Origin of the sequence: Rhodanobacter thiooxydans, assembly GCF_021545845.1 — a bacterium.
Classification (GTDB): domain Bacteria; phylum Pseudomonadota; class Gammaproteobacteria; order Xanthomonadales; family Rhodanobacteraceae; genus Rhodanobacter.
This window is the reverse complement of record NZ_CP088923.1, coordinates 3703749-3718439: the sequence shown is the minus strand read 5'-3', so window position 1 is coordinate 3718439 and position 14691 is coordinate 3703749. Positions and strand designations below refer to the sequence as shown.

The window sequence follows — 14691 nt, the reverse complement described above, 5'->3', positions numbered from 1 at the left end:
AAAATCGTGCGGACGCCTGAACCTAGCCGATCCGGTCCGCTGGCGCCAATAGGGGAGTTCACTCAGTACGCGCGCGTCTGGCGCTCCGAGTGCATGGCTGCGGGGATGCCAATGACAGGGCGGCGTGAGTGATTTCCCCTGTGGCGGATGGGTGCAATCCCGGATGGAGAAGCCGCCATGCCGGCCGGGATACTCCAAAAAGCGCCCCATCCCGGCGGGCGAATTTCCGGAGCCATCACCATGTCGTCCAGGTTTGTTCCAAACGTCAAACGCAGGACCTTCCGCCTCTGTGCCGTGGCGGCAGGCCTGCTGGCCAGCGGCGTTGCGCTGGCCGATGCCCAGCTTGATCCGCAGCTGCTGACGAAGATGGGCGTTGCCGCCCCCACGGACCAGTTGCAGGTCGTCATCAGTTACCAGCAGTCCGGCCCGGTCACCGCCGAGCAGGTTGCCGCGCTCCAGGCGCTTGGCATCGACAGGGGCGTGACCATGCGCACGCTGCCGATCGCCGGCGCGTTGGCCACCCCTGGCGAGATCCGCGCGCTGGCCACGCGCAGCGACGTGGTTTCGATCTATTTCAACGCCCCGCTGCAGTACCTCAACAGTGAGGCGCGCAAGATCTCCGGCGCCGCGCGCACGGTGGAGAACCCGGCCGACTACCACCGCGCGATCCCGTTCAGCGGCAAGGGCGTGAGCGTGGTCGTCAACGATTCCGGCGTCGACGGCACCCACATGGACCTGCAGTACGGCCCGCACCTGGTGCAGAACACGCAGGGCGTGACCAACCTCGCCTCGTTCGATTCGATGCTGCCGATCACCTATGTCGAGGGCGTGCCCAACACCGACTGGGGCTCGGGCCATGGCACCCATTGCGCCGGCACCATCGGCGGCACCGGCGCCCGCTCGAACGGCCTGTATCGCGGCGTGGCGCCGGGGGCCGACCTGGTCGGCTACGGCTCCGGCGCCGTGCTGCTCATCCTCGACGCGGTCGGTGGCCTCGACTACGCCGCGACCAACCAGTTCAGCTTCCGCAACCCGATCCGGGTGACCAGCAATTCCTGGGGCAGCTCGGGCAAGTTTGATCCACTGAATCCGGTCAACATCGCCAGCTACGAACTTTACAAGCGCGGCATCGTCAGCGTGTTCGCCGCAGGCAACGACGGCCCGGGCGAAGACACTCACAATCCCTACGCCCAGGCGCCATGGGTGATCTCGGTGGGCGCCGGCGAGAAGAACGGCGTGCTCACCGGGTTCTCCTCGCGCGGCAAGCGCGGCGAGTCCGGTACCTTCAAGATGCCGGACGGCGTGCAGTGGACCTATATCAACCAGCCGACCATCGTGGCGCCTGGCGTGGACATCGTCTCCACCCGCGACAGCACGGGCACGCTGCCGGCACTCGCGGCTGAAAAGGACGCGGCGACGCTTGCGCCGGCCGAACTGCCGTTCTACACCGTGATGAGCGGCACCTCGATGGCCACGCCGCACGTGGCGGGCATCGTCGCGCTGATGCTCGAGGCCAACCCGAACCTGACCCCGGCGAATGTCCGCGACATCGTCACGCGCACCGCCACCAACATGACCGGACGGCTGCCGTGGGAGGCGGGCGCCGGCCACATCAACGCCTACACCGCGGTGGCCGAGGCCGCCGGCGTGCGCGGTGGCTTCGGTGCGACCGTAAACGCGCTGAACAGCTTCAACAGCAGCGAGGTGCTGGTCGCGGGGCCGCCGCCGGTACCGTTCTCGGTGAACTTCGCGCCGATCGGGCCGGTGGGCGAGCAGTCCTTCACGGTCGGGCCGGAGACGGCCTGGGTGAGCGCGCGCGCCACCATCGACGCCAACACCCTCGCGCTGGTGCTGATCGATCCGGACGGCGTGCGCTACGGCTCGTCGATCGCGCTGCCGGTGCTCGGCGACACGGTGACCACCGGCGCGCCGGCCAAGCCGGGCGTGTGGCGCGTCACCGTGCGCGGCATCGGTTCGGTTTCCGGCGTCGCCCTCGATCCGGCCAAGGTCACCAACGGCTATGCGGCGCCCGGCACGGTGAACGGCGAGATCGGCTTCCTCAACAGCGGCGGTTACACCGGACTCGGCGACATCGCCAACCATCCGGCCAAGTCGGCGATCCAGTTCGCCGTGGCCAACCGCCTCGTCGACGGTTACCCGAATGGGCAGTTCCGTCCCGACCAGTTCCTCAAGCGCGGCGAGCTGGCGCAATACCTGCTGATGGGCACCAGCGTGCGCCAGTACCTGCCGTTCTCCGGCCAGCGCAGCTTTACCGATGTCGGTACCAGCGACAGCGTGTATCCGTTTGCCGAGTCGGCCGTCGCCAGCGGGGGCGCCTTGCGCGATCTGAGCAACAAGCAGGACGGCGTGATGACGCTGCAGCCGAACGCCACGTTCCGGCCGAACGACAGTGTCAGTCGGCTCGGTCTCGCCTATTCCCTGGTGCAAAGCCTGGCGTTGCAGAACGAGGCGCGTTCGTTCACTGGCGACCTCACCGCGTTCTACGACGGACGGCGCATCCCGCTCGACGATGCGGCCTCGATTCCGGCCAACCTGCGCGGTTACGTGCAGCTGGCGCTGGATCGCGGCGTCATCAATGCGCGCTTCGCGGTGGTCCAGGGTCCGTATGACCTGCAGCCGACCCTGCATGCCTATTTCGATCCGGGCCTTTCTGTCACCCGCGCGGCCTATGCCGTCGCCGCCGGTCGCTATCTCTCGCTTTACCAAAGCGGCAAGTAGGCCGGAGAGTCCGCGAAGCGTTTTGGATCTGCCATGCGGCCCGGCTCCCCGGGCCGCATTTTTTGTGGCGCTGGCTCGTGCCCCGCGGGAACCCGGACCTATACGCGGTAGGCCACCGCTTTCATCACCAGCGAGCTGAACCGCATCAACGTCGGCAGCGGGGCAGGCAGGTCAACGCCTCCTCGCTGCTGCGCGGCCTGCGCGTGGCGGATCTCGTCCGACTGCATCTGGGTCAACACCGCGCGCGAGCGCTGGTCCTGCGCGGGTAGCTTTTCCAGGTGCTCGGCCAGGTGGGCTTCCACCTGGCGCTCGGTTTCCACTACGAAGCCGAGGCTGAGCGGGTCGCCGGCCAGTGCGGCGGCGGCGCCGATCGCGTAGCTGCCGGCGTACCACAGCGGGTTGAGCAGGCTGGGGCGGCTGTCCAGTTGCTTGAGCCGCTCGGCACACCAGGCCAGGTGGTCGGTTTCCTCGACGGCGGCATGCAGCAGGTGCTGGCGGTTGTCGGCGTTGCGCGCCAGCGCAGCCTGGCCGAGGTACAGCGCCTGCGCGCAGACCTCGCCGGTATGGTTGACGCGCATCAGGCCGGCGGCGTGTCGGCGCTCGGCATCGTCGAGCGCGGCCTCGGCGAGGCCGGTGGCGGGCGAGCGGCGGTGCGCCGCGGGCGTGCCGGCGATCGCTTCCAGCGCGCGTTCGCAGCCGGCAAGCAGGCGGTCGAGGTGGCTCAGCGTGCGTATGTCCATAGGATTTCCAGCAGTGGTTCGGACCCGAGGCCGGTGGATGCCTCGCCGCCACCGTCTGCGGCAGGTGGCCCGCATGGTGGGGGCTTTTCAAGCGGTCCGGTGGTCATGCTATCATTGCCAGCTCACAGCTCGCCGGCCGGTGGGCTTGCGCCGTGGATGACGGCTCCGCTATCATCTCGCGCCTTTGTTCCACCGAAGCATGCTTCCTGAATCATGCGTACCGCCTCACGGCGGCAGACAGGTATTCTGAAATGAAAACGTTTAGCGCCAATGCCGACAACGTCAAGCGCGACTGGTTCGTGGTCGATGCCACGGACAAGACGCTCGGTCGCCTATCGACCGAAATTGCCCGTCGTCTGCGCGGCAAGCACAAGCCGGAATACACCCCGCACTGCGACACCGGCGATTATATCGTGGTGATCAACGCGCAGAAGGTGGCGGTCACCGGCGCCAAGCTGGACGACAAGATGTACCACCGCTTCACCGGCTACGTCGGCAACCTGAAGACCACCAGCCTGAAGGACCTGCTGGCCACCTACCCGGAGCGCGTGATCGAGATCGCCGTCAAGGGCATGCTGCCGAAGAACCCGCTGGGCCGCGAGATGTACCGCAAGCTCAAGGTCTACGGCGGTGCCGAGCACCCGCATACCGCACAGCAGCCGCAGGCGCTGGAGATTTAAGGAAATGAGCATGGCAACCCAGCAGAATTACGGCACCGGCCGCCGCAAGACCTCCGCCGCCCGCGTGTTCCTGCGCAAGGGCAAGGGCGCAATCGAAGTCAACGGCAAGTCGCTCGAACAGTTCTTCGGCCGCGAGACCTCGCGCATGATCGTGCGCCAGCCGCTCGAGCTGACCCAGAACACCGACAAGTTCGACATCAAGGTGACGGTTGCCGGCGGCGGCATCACCGGCCAGGCCGGCGCGATCCGTCTGGGCATCGCCCGTGCGCTGATCGAATACGACGAAAGCCTGAAGTCGCCGCTGCGCAAGGCCGGCTTCGTGACCCGCGACGCCCGCGAGGTCGAGCGCAAGAAGGTCGGTCTGCACAAGGCACGTCGCGCCACGCAGTTCTCGAAGCGCTAAGCCAAGTTCCATAGCCCCGTCGCCAAGCGGTAAGGCACCTGACTCTGACTCAGGCATTCGGTGGTTCGAATCCATCCGGGGCTGCCAAATCCAGATGCCATCACGCGCCAGCATGCATGGCGCCGAATCGGAAGCCCGCCTCTTGGCGGGCTTCTTCGTTGTGGCGACCCGGGTGCGGCGAACCGCATGAATCCGCAGGAAATTTCGCCGCCATTCTGGCGTCCCGCCTCTTCGGTTACGCATCGCGGCAGCGTAAAATTTCCAATTTCCTCCATGGTCACCCCATGACGCGAGCCACCGACACCCCCGTGGCGCACACCGACGTGCGCACGGTAGGCAGCACCGATGCGCTGCCGATTGCCCCGGCCCTCGGCCTTTCGCTGGACGCGGCGCGGATGCCGCGCAAATCAACCCTGGTCACCCGCCGCATCCTGCTGATCAGCGTGCTGGCGGTGATCCTGGGCGTGCTGGCGGCGTATATCGCGCAGTTGCTGATGCTCACCATCAACCTGATCACCGACCTGTGCTTCTACGGCCGGGTGTCGGACGTGATCGGCCCGCATGCGCGCGGCGGCTCGTTCGTACTGTCGCCGGCGGGCAACCAGCTGGGCGCCTGGGTCATCCTGGTTCCGGTCATTGGCGGTCTGCTGGCGGGCATCATGGCGCGCTGGGGCTCGCGCGCGATCCAGGGCCACGGCATTCCCGAGGCGATGGAGCAGATCCTCACCAACGAGTCGAACATCCCGGCGCGGATCACCTGGCTGAAGCCGCTGTCCTCGGCCTTCGCCATCGGCACCGGCGGTCCGTTCGGCGCCGAGGGTCCGATCATCTCCACCGGCGGCGCGATGGGTTCGTTGATCGGGCAGCTGCTGCGGGTCACCGCGAACGAGCGCAAGGTGCTGCTGGCCGCCGGCGCGGCGGCCGGCATGGCGGCGGTGTTCGGTGCGCCGGTGGCCTCGCTGGTGCTGGCAGTGGAACTGCTGCTGTTCGAACTGCGCCCGCGTTCGCTGATCCCGGTGGCGCTGGCGGCGGTGACTGCGGTCGGCGTGCGTTACGCGACCTACGGCGCGGAGCCGGTATTCCCCATGCCCGTGGTGCCGCAGCCGGGCGGCTGGGCGCTGATCGGCTTCGTCCTGATCGGCGGCCTGGTTGGCTATGCCTCGGTGTGGGTGACCAAGGCGGTGTACGGCGTCGAGGACCTGTTCGAGAAGCTGCCGATCCACTGGATGTGGTGGCCGGCGCTGGGCGCGCTCGTGGCTGGCGTGGTCGGCTGGATCGAGCCGCGCACCCTGGGCGTGGGCTACGACAACATCGACGCGCTGGTGCAGGGCCACTTCGGCCTTGCCATGCTGCTCAGCTTCGGCGCGCTGAAGTTCATCTCCTGGGTGATCGCGCTGGGCAGCGGCACGTCCGGCGGCACGCTAGCGCCGTTGTTCATGATCGGCGGTTCGCTGGGGGCGGTGATCGGCATCGGCCTGGATCATGTCCTGCCGGCTTTGGCCATCGACCCACGTATCGCAGCGCTGGTGGGCATGGCGGCCATCTTCGCCGGCTCCTCGCGCGCGCTGCTGACGGCGGTGGTGTTTGCCTTCGAGACCACGCACCAGCCGGCCTGCCTGCTGCCGCTGCTGGGCGGCTGCACTGCGGCCTACCTGATCTCCGCGCTGATCATGCGCAACACCATCATGACCGAGAAAATCGCCCGCCGCGGCGTGCGCGTGCCCTCCGAGTACGCGGCGGATTACCTCGAACAGGTGGCGGTGGGCGACGTGTGTTCACGCGAGGTGGTGACGCTCAGGACCAGCCAGACTCTGGCCGAGGTGCGCCCCTGGCTCAACGACGGCGCGCCGGAGACGCGCCACCAGGGTTTCCCGGTAGTGGACGAGAGCGGCCGGGTGTACGGCGTGCTGACCAGGCGCACCCTGCTCGATCCGCAGTGGCACTACACCCAGACCCTCGGCGAGCTGGTGACGCGCGAGCCCATCGCGGTCAACGAGAACCACTCGCTGCGCGAGGCGGCCGACCACATGGTGGCCGAGAAGGTGGGGCGGCTGATCGTGGTGGGCAAGGACGACTCGCGCAGGCTGGTGGGCATCCTCACCCGCGGCGACATCCTTGCTGCCCATGCGCGGCGCCTGCGCGAGGCGCGCGAGTCCTCGCGCCACCTGCGTTTCCGCGACGGCCTGAAACCACGCCAGGCTGCCGGCGACCTGATGGAAGGCTACGGGCACGCCCGCGGTTCGAAGAAGCGCTGAGGCAGACAGAGGCGGCGGCCCGCTGCGCCGGGCCGCCCACGCCTCACATCTCGCGGTCGCCGATCAGCACCACGTCCGCCGGCCTCCGCGCGAACAGGCCGACCGTGACGATGCCGGGCAGCTGGTTCAGCTCGCTCTCCAGCGCGGCCGGGTCGACGATCTGCCAGCCGTGCACGTCGATGATCCAGTTGCCGTTGTCGGTGGTGACGCCGTCGCGCCACACCGGCTGGCCACCGCGCTTGACGATCTCGCGGCCGATCAGGCTGCGCGCCATCGGGATCACCTCGATCGGCACCGGGAACTTGCCGAGCAGCTCGACCCGCTTGCTGGAGTCGATGATGCAGACGAACTTCTCGCTGGCCGCCGCGACGATCTTCTCGCGGGTCAGCGCGGCGCCGCCGCCCTTGATCAGCCGCTTGTACGGATCGCACTCGTCGGCGCCGTCGACGTAGAGCGTCAACGGGCCGGTGGCGTTGAGATCGAGCACCGGAATGCCCAGCTTCTTCAGCTGCGCGGTGGACTGCTCCGAGCTGGACACGGCGCCCTGGATGCGCTGCTTCAGGTCGGCCAGCGCGTCGATGAAGAACGCCACGGTGGAGCCGGTGCCGACGCCGACGATGGCGCCATCCTCGACGTAGCGGATCGCGGCTTCGCCGGCCAGGCGTTTTTCGTTGGCATTGCTCATGGATGGGGTCCGGTGAAAGAGGGTCGGGCAGCGCTCATTCCAGCGCGAGGATGTATTTCCAGTGCGCGGCATCGACCGGCATCACCGACAGCCGGTTGCCCTTGCGCAACAGCGGCATGTCGGCCAGCGCGTCGTGGCCCTTCAGTTCGTCCAGGCTGATCGTGCGCTTGAGCTTCTTCACGAACTTCACGTCGACCAGCATCCAGCGCGGGTTGTCGCGCGAGCTGCCGGGGTCGAAGTATTTGCTCTTGGGGTCGAACTGGCTGGGGTCGGGGTAAGCGTCGGTGGCGACCTCGGCGATGCCGACGATGCCGGGCACGGCGCAGTTGGAGTGGTAGAAAAACACCTTGTCGCCGGGGCGCATGTCGTCGCGCATGTAGTTGCGCGCCTGGTAGTTGCGCACGCCGTCCCAGGCTTCGCGCTTCTTGCGCTTGAGGTCGTCGATCGAGAACGCGTCCGGTTCGGACTTCATCAGCCAGTGGTTCACGCGGCGGTCTCCGGGTGGGGGGCTGGCGCGTGGCAGTCGATAAGTTCGCGCTCGGTGGCGACGAAATCGAGCGGAACGTCCCATTCCGCCTCTTCGATCGCGGGCAGTTCCTGGAACGCGTAGGCGATGCCGACCAGCAGCGGTTCGGTCGGGCGTACCTGCTCGTTGAGGAAGGCGAAGCTGCGGTCGTAGTAGCCGCCGCCGTGGCCGAGCCGGTGGCCGTGGCGATCGAAGCCGAGCAGCGGCACCAGTATCAGGTCGAGCTGGAACGGCTCCAGCAGTTCACCCGGCGCGACCGGCTCGGGTATGCCGTAGCGGTTCGGCTGCACCTCGTCGCCGGCTTGCCAGGGCGCGAAGCGCAGCTGTCGGCCCGCCGTGATCACCGGCAGCAGGAACTGCTGGCCGCGGCCGGCCAGCGGCGCGATCGCCAGATTCAGCGGCAGCTCGCCGTGGCTGGCCCAGTAGCCGGCCACGCGGGTATCGGTGAGGTATTCGGGCAGCTGCTCAAGGCTGCGACGCAGGCCCTGGGCAGCGGCGATGCGCTCGGTCGGCGGCAGGGCGCGACGCTGGTCGGCCAGGCGTTGGCGAAGCTCGCGTCGTCGGGCGAGGGCGTCCACGGTGCGCGCAACTCCGTCGTGGTGCGCCCCGTTCGTCGCTGGACGAACGGGGCGGGGGAATGAGTGGCGTCAACCGCGATGCCGCTGCCCGCCGAACGACCTTGATCCACGATGGATCAGGTGGGAGAGCTACATGGCCTCAAGGCTTTCCGCACGTGGCGGACATGCACAACAGCCGATGTGAAGCCGACCCGGGGCCGTATTTAGGAACAAGGCAAATGTAACGGCGTGCTGGCGCACATCGCAGAAAACGCCGGGGCCGATTTTAGGCGCTTGTTCCGGAATGTGCCACTGCCGGCGAGCGTGCGGACCGCTGTTCAGCGCCGCAGCGGTTCGCCGTCGAGCGCGGCATCGAGCTTGCTTCGCAGCGTGGCGAGGCCGTCGCTGAGGCGGCGCTCCTGGTTGTCGTGCTGCTTGCGCAGGCTGAGGAATTCGTGCGCCACGCTGATCGCGGTAAGCACGGCCAGCCGCTCGAAGCTCGGCGCCTTGGCGTTGGCGCGCAGTTCGCGCATCTTGCGGTCGAGGAAGCCGGCGGCCTCGAGCAGGCCCTCGCGCTCTTCCGGCGCGCAGGCGATCAGGAATTCGCGGTCGATCAGTCGCAGTGCGACCGGTTCACTGCTGCTGGACATGGGCACGCTCAACCGTTGTTCTCTAGCGATTTGAGCCGCTGGATCATCGCCTCGACGCGGCTGCGGGCCTGCTCGTTGCGCGCCAGCAGGCCGGCGCGCTCGCCGGACAACTGTTCCTGGCTCTGGCGCAGGCTGCGGTTCTCCTCGGTGAGGCGACGCACCGTATCGAGCAGCCGGTCAAGCTGCCGGGCCAAGGCGGCCAGCTCTTGATGGACCGGATCGGTCTGGACGGGTTCGGGCGTGCTCATGTCCAAAACTATAACAGGACGCCGGCGGAAAACAGCCGGCTCGGTGGCGGTGCCGGGCTGCATTAGACTGGCGGCCATTTCCTGCAGGAGCATCGCCATGGCGGCACCCGAATTCGTGGGCCACGACGAGATCGACGCGCTGGTCGGGCGTCTGCGCCTGGGCACCACGGGCAGCGAGCTGCATGGCTCGCTGAGCGGCTACCTGGCCGGCGGCGGCTCGTTGCGCGGCAGCCCGGTGCTGGCCGCGCTGCAACTGGATGGCGAGGTCGCCGACGTCGGCGCGCAGGACCTGGCCCTGCTCGACCGGCTGGCCCGGCAGAGCGAAGCCGAATTGGCCGATGCCGAGCTGGGCTTCGAGCCGCTGCTGCCGGAAGACGACCGCCCGCTGGCCGAACGCGCCGAGGCGATGGTCGACTGGTGCCGCGGTTTCCTGGGCGGTTTCGGTCTGGCTGGCGCCGCGGCGCACGCGCAGCTGTCGGAGGAGGCGCAGGAGGTGTTGCGCGATCTCGGCACGGTGGCCGCCTCGTCGTTCGATTTCGGCGATGAAGACGAGGACGAGGACGCGCTGGTCGAGGTGCAGGAGTTCGTGCGCGTCGCGGCGATGTTGCTGTACGCCGAATGCGCGGCGCCCGACCCGTCGTCCAGCGGCCGCGTGCATTGATCCCTGATGCCTCGAAACTGGCTGCGCTGGCGATCGGCGCAGAGGAGTTCGCGCGACGGCGCCGCCAGCTGATGCAGATGGCCGGCGAGGATGCGGTGGTGCTGGTCGCCGCCGCGCCCGAACGCATGCGCAACGCCGACGCGGCGTGGCCGTACCGGCAGGATTCGGACTTCCATTACCTGGCGGGTTTCCCCGAGGCCGACGCCATGCTGGCACTGCTGCCGGGGCGCCGGCACGGCGAGGCGGTGCTGTTCTGCCGCGAGCATGATCCGGCGCGCGAGCGCTGGCACGGCCCGTCGATCGGCACCGAGCGGGCGGTGGCCGACTTCGGGCTGGACGACGCCTTCCCGATCGAGGACATCGACGACATCCTGCCCGGCATGATCGAAGGGCGCAGCCGCGTGTACTGCCACTTCGGCCGCGAGCCGGATTTCGACGCGCACCTGCTCGGCTGGATGCGCCGCCTGCGCCAGCTGCGCGGCGGCGGCGTGGTGCCGAAGGAGTTCGTGGCGCTCGGCCACCTGCTGCACGACCTGCGCCTGTACAAGTCGCGCGCCGAGCTGAAGCTGATGCGCACGTCCGCCGCGGTCGCCGCGGACGCGCACCTGGCCGGCATGCAGGCCGCCACGCCGGGCCGCCACGAGTACGAGGTGGAGGCCGAGCTGCTGCGGGTGGTGCGCAGCCGCGGCGCGGTGGCGGCGTTCCCGCCGATCGTCGCCGGCGGCGCGAACGCCTGCGTGATGCATTACCAGAGCAACCGCGCGCCGCTGCGTGCCGGCGAACTGCTGCTGATCGACGCCGGCGCCGAACTGGATTGCTATGCGTCCGACATCAGCCGCACGTTCCCGGTCAACGGCCGCTACAGCCGCGAGCAGCGCGCGCTGTACGAAGTGGTGCTGGCCGCGCAGCTGGCGGCGATCGAGGAGGTGCGGCCGGGGCGGCCGTTCGGCGCCGCACACACGGCGGCGGTGCGCGTGCTGGCCGAGGGCCTGTGCGAACTGGGCCTGCTCAAGGGCAGCGCCGACGAGGCGGTTGCGAGCGGCAGCTACCAGCGCTACTTCCCCGCCAAGACCGGCCACTGGCTGGGGCTGGACGTGCACGACGTGGGCGACTACCGGGTCGACGGCGAATCGCGCCTGCTCGAACCGGACATGGTGCTGACGGTGGAGCCGGGCCTGTACGTGCCGCCCGACGACCGCTCGGTGGCCGAACGCTGGCGCGGCATCGGCATCCGCATCGAGGACGACGTGGCGGTGACCCGCGACGGCCACGAGGTGCTGAGCGCCGCGGTGCCGAAGGAACCCGAGGCGATCGAGGCGCTGCTGGCCGCACGCGGGTGAACGGATTGGGGCGTCGCTAGGTCAGCGCGTCCGGCAGTTCGGAATCCTCGCGCTGGCGGTTCGCCTCGTCGGTGGCGTGCAGCTCGTACCACATCGCGTTGAGGATCGCGAAGGCGCAGGCCAGACCCAGGCCGAGGATCCATGAGAAGTACCACATAGTCAGACCACCTCCGGTTCGTTGCGCACTCAATAACCGCCGTGCGCCTTGCGCACCTGTTCCAGCGTGACCCGCCCGCGCATCACCCGGTACACCCAGCCGGTGTAGAGGATCACCACCGGCAGCAATACCGCCGTGGCTACCAGCATCAGCTGCAGCGTGCCGCGGCTCGACGAGGCGTCCCACACGGTGAGGCTGGAACGCGGGTCGAGGCTGGACGGCAGCAGGAACGGAAACAGCGCGAAGCCGGCCGAGGCGATCGTGCCGCCGACCATCACGCTGCTGGCGAGGAAGCCTGCCATGTTGCGTCGGCCCACCAGCGCCTGCACGCCGACCGCCGCGGCCAGCGCCAGCAGCGGCGCGGCCCAGAACCACGGAAATTGCAGGTAGCTGGCGAACCAGCTGCCGCCGACCGCGACCTGCTTGAACAGCGGGTTGGAGACGCCTGCGGTCGCCGCCGGCCCGACGATCGCGTAGCCGGGCACGCCCCAGGCCAGCCACAGGCCGGCCAGCACGTACAGCGCGGCGAACACCAGCGTGGTCCAGCGCGCGATCGCCACCGCGCGCGCGGCGATCGCGTGGTCGGCCTTGAACGCCGCGAAGCACGCGCCGTGCGCCAGCAGCATGGCGAGCGAGATCAGTCCGCACAGCAGCGCGAACGGATGCAGCAGGTCGAGGAAGCCGCCATGCCAGCTCATGCGCAGGTCGTCGTCGAGGCGGAACGGCAGGCCGAGGAACAGGTTGCCGAACGCGACGCCGGCCAGCAGCATCACCGCCAGCCCGGAACCGGTCAGCACCCAGTCCCACAGCGAGGCCCAGCGCGCGTCGTGGATCTTGCCGCGGAAGTTGAAGCCGACCGGGCGCAGGATCAGCGCCAGCAGCACCAGCGCGATGGCGAAGTACATGCCGGAGAACGACACCGCGTAGAGCATCGGCCACGCCGCGAAGGTGGCGCCGCCGGCCAGGATGAACCACACCTGGTTGCCTTCCCAGGTCGGCTCGATGCCTTCCAGCAGCACCTGCCGTTCCTCATTGTCGCGCCCGAGCACCTTCAGCAGGCCGGCGACACCGAAGTCGAAGCCGTCCATGATCGCGAAACCGATCAGCAGCGTGCCCAGCAAGGCCCACCAGATCACCCGCAACATCGCGTAGTCGAGCATGGCGATCTCCTCAGGGCCGGTCGGAGGAAAGGACGGTGGTCGCCGGCGGCCAGATGCCCAGCCCGTCCGGCCCCTTGCGCGCGAACTTCAGCATCAGCACCACGTCGACCACCGCCAGCGCGGTGTAGAACAGCACGAAGCCGCCGAGCGAGGTGAGGACCTGCCCCGTGCTCACCGCCGACACGCCCAACGCGGTGGGCAGTACGCCCTCGATCGCCCACGGCTGGCGGCCGTACTCGGCCACGATCCAGCCCAGCTCGATGGCGACCCACGGCAGCGGCAGGCTCCACAGCGCCAGCCGCAGGTACCAGCGCTGGCTGTCCAGCGTGCGCTTGCTAGCCTTCCAGAACGAGAGTGCGAACAGCGCGATGAAATAGAAACCGCAGGCGACCATGATGCGGAACGACCAGAACAGCACCGGCACGTTCGGAATGGTGCTGTCGGCGGCCTGCTGGATGTCCGCCGGCGTGGCCCGGCGCGGGTCGTCCACGTACTTCTTCAGCAGCAGCGCGTAGCCGAGATCCTTGTCGTGCGCAGCGAGCGTCGCTTTCGCCTGTGCGTCGTCCTTGTTCCGGCGCAGCATCAGCATCGCGTCGTAGGCCTGGATGCCGTTGCCGATGCGTCCCTTCGCATCATTCACCAGTTCGTTGATGCCGGGCATTGTCTGGTCGAGCGAGCGGGTGCCGATCAGCCCCATCACCCACGGGATCTTCAGCGCGTAACGGGTGGTGCGCTGTCCCATATCGGGCAGGCCGAACACGGTGAACGGGGCCGGCGCCGGCTCGGTCTCCCACATCGCCTCGATCGCGGCCATCTTCATCTTCTGGTTCAGCGACACGCCGTAGCCGGATTCGTCGCCGAGCACCACCACCGACAGCGCCGCGGCCAGGCCGAAGCTGGCTGCCACCGTCATCGAGCGTTTGGCGAAGTCCACGTTGCGCCCGCGCAGCAGGTACCACGCGCTGATCGACAGCACGAACATCGCGCCCAGCACGTAGCCGGCGCTCACCGTGTGCACGAACTTCTCCTGCGCCACCGCGTTGAACAGCACCTCGGAGAACGAGGTGACCTCCATGCGCATCGTGGCAGGGTTGAACGCCGAGCCCACCGGGTGCTGCATCCACGCATTCGCCACCAGGATCCACAGCGCCGACAGGCTGGTGCCCAGCGCGAGGAACCAGGTCACCAGCAGGTGCTTGATCCGCGAGAGGCGGTCCCAACCCACGAAGAACACGCCGATCAGGGTGGCTTCGAGGAAGAACGCCATCAGCCCCTCGATCGCCAGCGGCGCGCCGAAGATGTCGCCCACGTAGTGCGAGTAGTACGCCCAGTTCATGCCGAACTGGAATTCCATGGTCACCCCGGTGGCCACACCCATCGCGAAGTTGATGCCGAACAGCACGCCCCAGAACTGCACCATGCGCTTCCACACTTCGCGCCCGGTCATCACGTAGACGCTTTCCATGATGGCCAGCATCCACACCAGCCCCAGCGTCAGCGGCACGAACAGGAAGTGGTACAGCGCGGTCAGCGCGAACTGCAGGCGCGACAACGTGACCACGTCGGCGTCGATCAGGATCATGGCTGGGCTTCCGGCGGTGCGGGCGAGGCAGGGGCCAGTCGTTGTGCGACCGCAGCCGGGCTGACGTCGGGTTTCGGCTGCGGCGCGAACACCACCCACCAGATCAGCGTGAGCGCCGCGAGCTTCAGCGCGACAATGCCGAACAGCTCGAGCGTCAGCCGCCGCAGCGGACGTGGTGCCGTCCGGAGGCTTGCGGGCGGAACGCTGGAAATCGCGGGACCGGACATGCTACGGATCCGTGCATCACCTGTTCGTCAGCATACGCCGCACGGATGTAGGCGCGGTGTGGACGAATATCGCAGCGGAGG

At 68.3% G+C, this 14691-nt stretch carries 16 protein-coding genes, 1 tRNA gene and 1 other RNA gene; 7 read left to right on the top strand and 11 right to left on the bottom strand.

What is annotated here, in order from left to right; genetic code table 11:
- Positions 1-240: 240 nt before the first annotated feature.
- On the top strand, positions 241-2739 hold the full coding sequence (locus LRK53_RS16930) for a S8 family peptidase (RefSeq protein ID WP_235642400.1): 2499 nt from the start codon (positions 241-243) through the stop codon (positions 2737-2739).
- Between the two features lie 98 nt (positions 2740-2837).
- Here LRK53_RS16930 and coq7 read toward each other — a convergent pair whose 3' ends face one another.
- On the bottom strand, positions 2838-3479 hold the full coding sequence (gene coq7, locus LRK53_RS16925) for a 2-polyprenyl-3-methyl-6-methoxy-1,4-benzoquinone monooxygenase (RefSeq protein WP_027492256.1): 642 nt from the start codon (positions 3477-3479) through the stop codon (positions 2838-2840).
- 251 nt (positions 3480-3730) lie between these two features.
- Here coq7 and rplM point away from each other — a divergent pair, with 251 nt between their 5' ends.
- From rplM to LRK53_RS16905, 4 genes are all read left to right on the top strand, one after another.
- Positions 3731-4159: a 50S ribosomal protein L13 gene (gene rplM / locus LRK53_RS16920; RefSeq protein WP_008435100.1), complete on the top strand. Its 429-nt coding sequence runs from the start codon at positions 3731-3733 to the stop codon at positions 4157-4159.
- A gap of 10 nt (positions 4160-4169) precedes the next feature.
- Positions 4170-4562 carry a 30S ribosomal protein S9 gene (gene rpsI, locus LRK53_RS16915; RefSeq protein WP_008435098.1) on the top strand — a complete coding sequence of 131 codons (393 nt, stop codon included), beginning with the start codon at positions 4170-4172 and terminating at the stop codon, positions 4560-4562.
- A gap of 12 nt (positions 4563-4574) precedes the next feature.
- Positions 4575-4649 (top strand) — tRNA-Gln (locus tag LRK53_RS16910).
- A gap of 197 nt (positions 4650-4846) precedes the next feature.
- A complete protein-coding gene (locus LRK53_RS16905; RefSeq protein ID WP_235642399.1) occupies positions 4847-6817 on the top strand; it encodes a chloride channel protein in 1971 nt (656 codons plus the stop codon).
- Between the two features lie 43 nt (positions 6818-6860).
- Here LRK53_RS16905 and rpiA read toward each other — a convergent pair whose 3' ends face one another.
- The 6 genes from rpiA to LRK53_RS16875 form a co-directional block, all read right to left on the bottom strand.
- Positions 6861-7502: a ribose-5-phosphate isomerase RpiA gene (gene rpiA, locus LRK53_RS16900; protein WP_027492255.1), complete on the bottom strand. Its 642-nt coding sequence runs from the start codon at positions 7500-7502 to the stop codon at positions 6861-6863.
- A 34-nt stretch (positions 7503-7536) separates the two neighbouring features.
- The gene (locus LRK53_RS16895; protein ID WP_221174189.1) at positions 7537-7974 is read right to left on the bottom strand and encodes an EVE domain-containing protein; all 438 of its coding nucleotides are present in this window, start codon (positions 7972-7974) and stop codon (positions 7537-7539) included.
- Positions 7975-7985: 11 nt separating this feature from the next.
- Positions 7986-8606, bottom strand: a complete 621-nt coding sequence (locus LRK53_RS16890) for a 5-formyltetrahydrofolate cyclo-ligase (protein WP_235642398.1) — start codon at positions 8604-8606, stop codon at positions 7986-7988.
- Between the two features lie 66 nt (positions 8607-8672).
- Positions 8673-8859: non-coding RNA, 6S RNA (gene ssrS, locus LRK53_RS16885), on the bottom strand.
- Positions 8860-8923: 64 nt separating this feature from the next.
- On the bottom strand, positions 8924-9235 hold the full coding sequence (locus LRK53_RS16880) for a cell division protein ZapA (protein WP_008435090.1): 312 nt from the start codon (positions 9233-9235) through the stop codon (positions 8924-8926).
- 8 nt (positions 9236-9243) lie between these two features.
- Positions 9244-9483 (bottom strand): TIGR02449 family protein, encoded by a 240-nt coding sequence (locus LRK53_RS16875; RefSeq protein WP_037089350.1) that lies wholly within the window; start codon positions 9481-9483, stop codon positions 9244-9246.
- A gap of 97 nt (positions 9484-9580) precedes the next feature.
- On the opposite strand from LRK53_RS16875, the gene LRK53_RS16870 reads away from it, so the two are divergent.
- Both LRK53_RS16870 and LRK53_RS16865 read left to right on the top strand, forming a co-directional pair.
- A complete protein-coding gene (locus LRK53_RS16870; protein ID WP_027492252.1) occupies positions 9581-10144 on the top strand; it encodes a UPF0149 family protein in 564 nt (187 codons plus the stop codon).
- The gene (locus LRK53_RS16865; protein WP_027492251.1) at positions 10141-11484 is read left to right on the top strand and encodes an aminopeptidase P N-terminal domain-containing protein; all 1344 of its coding nucleotides are present in this window, start codon (positions 10141-10143) and stop codon (positions 11482-11484) included. Before LRK53_RS16870 ends, LRK53_RS16865 begins: the two co-directional genes overlap by 4 nt.
- Before the next feature lie 16 nt (positions 11485-11500).
- Here the strand turns inward: LRK53_RS16865 and cydX are convergent, their stop codons facing one another.
- From cydX to cydP, 4 genes are read right to left on the bottom strand one after another with little or no spacing between them, the layout of a single operon-like run.
- Positions 11501-11641 carry a cytochrome bd-I oxidase subunit CydX gene (cydX, locus tag LRK53_RS16860; protein ID WP_008435083.1) on the bottom strand — a complete coding sequence of 47 codons (141 nt, stop codon included), beginning with the start codon at positions 11639-11641 and terminating at the stop codon, positions 11501-11503.
- 29 nt (positions 11642-11670) lie between these two features.
- Positions 11671-12801 (bottom strand): cytochrome d ubiquinol oxidase subunit II, encoded by a 1131-nt coding sequence (gene cydB / locus LRK53_RS16855; RefSeq protein ID WP_027492250.1) that lies wholly within the window; start codon positions 12799-12801, stop codon positions 11671-11673.
- 10 nt (positions 12802-12811) lie between these two features.
- A complete protein-coding gene (locus LRK53_RS16850; RefSeq protein WP_027492249.1) occupies positions 12812-14383 on the bottom strand; it encodes a cytochrome ubiquinol oxidase subunit I in 1572 nt (523 codons plus the stop codon).
- The gene (gene cydP / locus LRK53_RS16845; protein WP_027492248.1) at positions 14380-14610 is read right to left on the bottom strand and encodes a cytochrome oxidase putative small subunit CydP; all 231 of its coding nucleotides are present in this window, start codon (positions 14608-14610) and stop codon (positions 14380-14382) included. The genes LRK53_RS16850 and cydP overlap by 4 nt, the downstream gene beginning before the upstream one ends.
- Positions 14611-14691 lie beyond the last annotated feature (81 nt).

Excerpts from the sequence above, each read along its gene's own strand:
- LRK53_RS16930 (WP_235642400.1), top strand. The coding sequence starts at position 241 with ATGTCGTCCAGGTTTGTTCCAAACGTCAAACGCAGGACCTTCCGCCTC.
- coq7 (WP_027492256.1), bottom strand. The coding sequence starts at position 3,479 with ATGGACATACGCACGCTGAGCCACCTCGACCGCCTGCTTGCCGGCTGC.
- rplM (WP_008435100.1), top strand. The coding sequence starts at position 3,731 with ATGAAAACGTTTAGCGCCAATGCCGACAACGTCAAGCGCGACTGGTTC.
- rpsI (WP_008435098.1), top strand. The coding sequence starts at position 4,170 with ATGGCAACCCAGCAGAATTACGGCACCGGCCGCCGCAAGACCTCCGCC.
- LRK53_RS16905 (WP_235642399.1), top strand. The coding sequence starts at position 4,847 with ATGACGCGAGCCACCGACACCCCCGTGGCGCACACCGACGTGCGCACG.
- rpiA (WP_027492255.1), bottom strand. The coding sequence starts at position 7,502 with ATGAGCAATGCCAACGAAAAACGCCTGGCCGGCGAAGCCGCGATCCGC.
- LRK53_RS16895 (WP_221174189.1), bottom strand. The coding sequence starts at position 7,974 with ATGAAGTCCGAACCGGACGCGTTCTCGATCGACGACCTCAAGCGCAAG.
- LRK53_RS16880 (WP_008435090.1), bottom strand. The coding sequence starts at position 9,235 with ATGTCCAGCAGCAGTGAACCGGTCGCACTGCGACTGATCGACCGCGAA.
- LRK53_RS16875 (WP_037089350.1), bottom strand. The coding sequence starts at position 9,483 with ATGAGCACGCCCGAACCCGTCCAGACCGATCCGGTCCATCAAGAGCTG.
- LRK53_RS16870 (WP_027492252.1), top strand. The coding sequence starts at position 9,581 with ATGGCGGCACCCGAATTCGTGGGCCACGACGAGATCGACGCGCTGGTC.
- cydX (WP_008435083.1), bottom strand. The coding sequence starts at position 11,641 with ATGTGGTACTTCTCATGGATCCTCGGCCTGGGTCTGGCCTGCGCCTTC.
- cydB (WP_027492250.1), bottom strand. The coding sequence starts at position 12,801 with ATGCTCGACTACGCGATGTTGCGGGTGATCTGGTGGGCCTTGCTGGGC.
- LRK53_RS16850 (WP_027492249.1), bottom strand. The coding sequence starts at position 14,383 with ATGATCCTGATCGACGCCGACGTGGTCACGTTGTCGCGCCTGCAGTTC.
- cydP (WP_027492248.1), bottom strand. The coding sequence starts at position 14,610 with ATGTCCGGTCCCGCGATTTCCAGCGTTCCGCCCGCAAGCCTCCGGACG.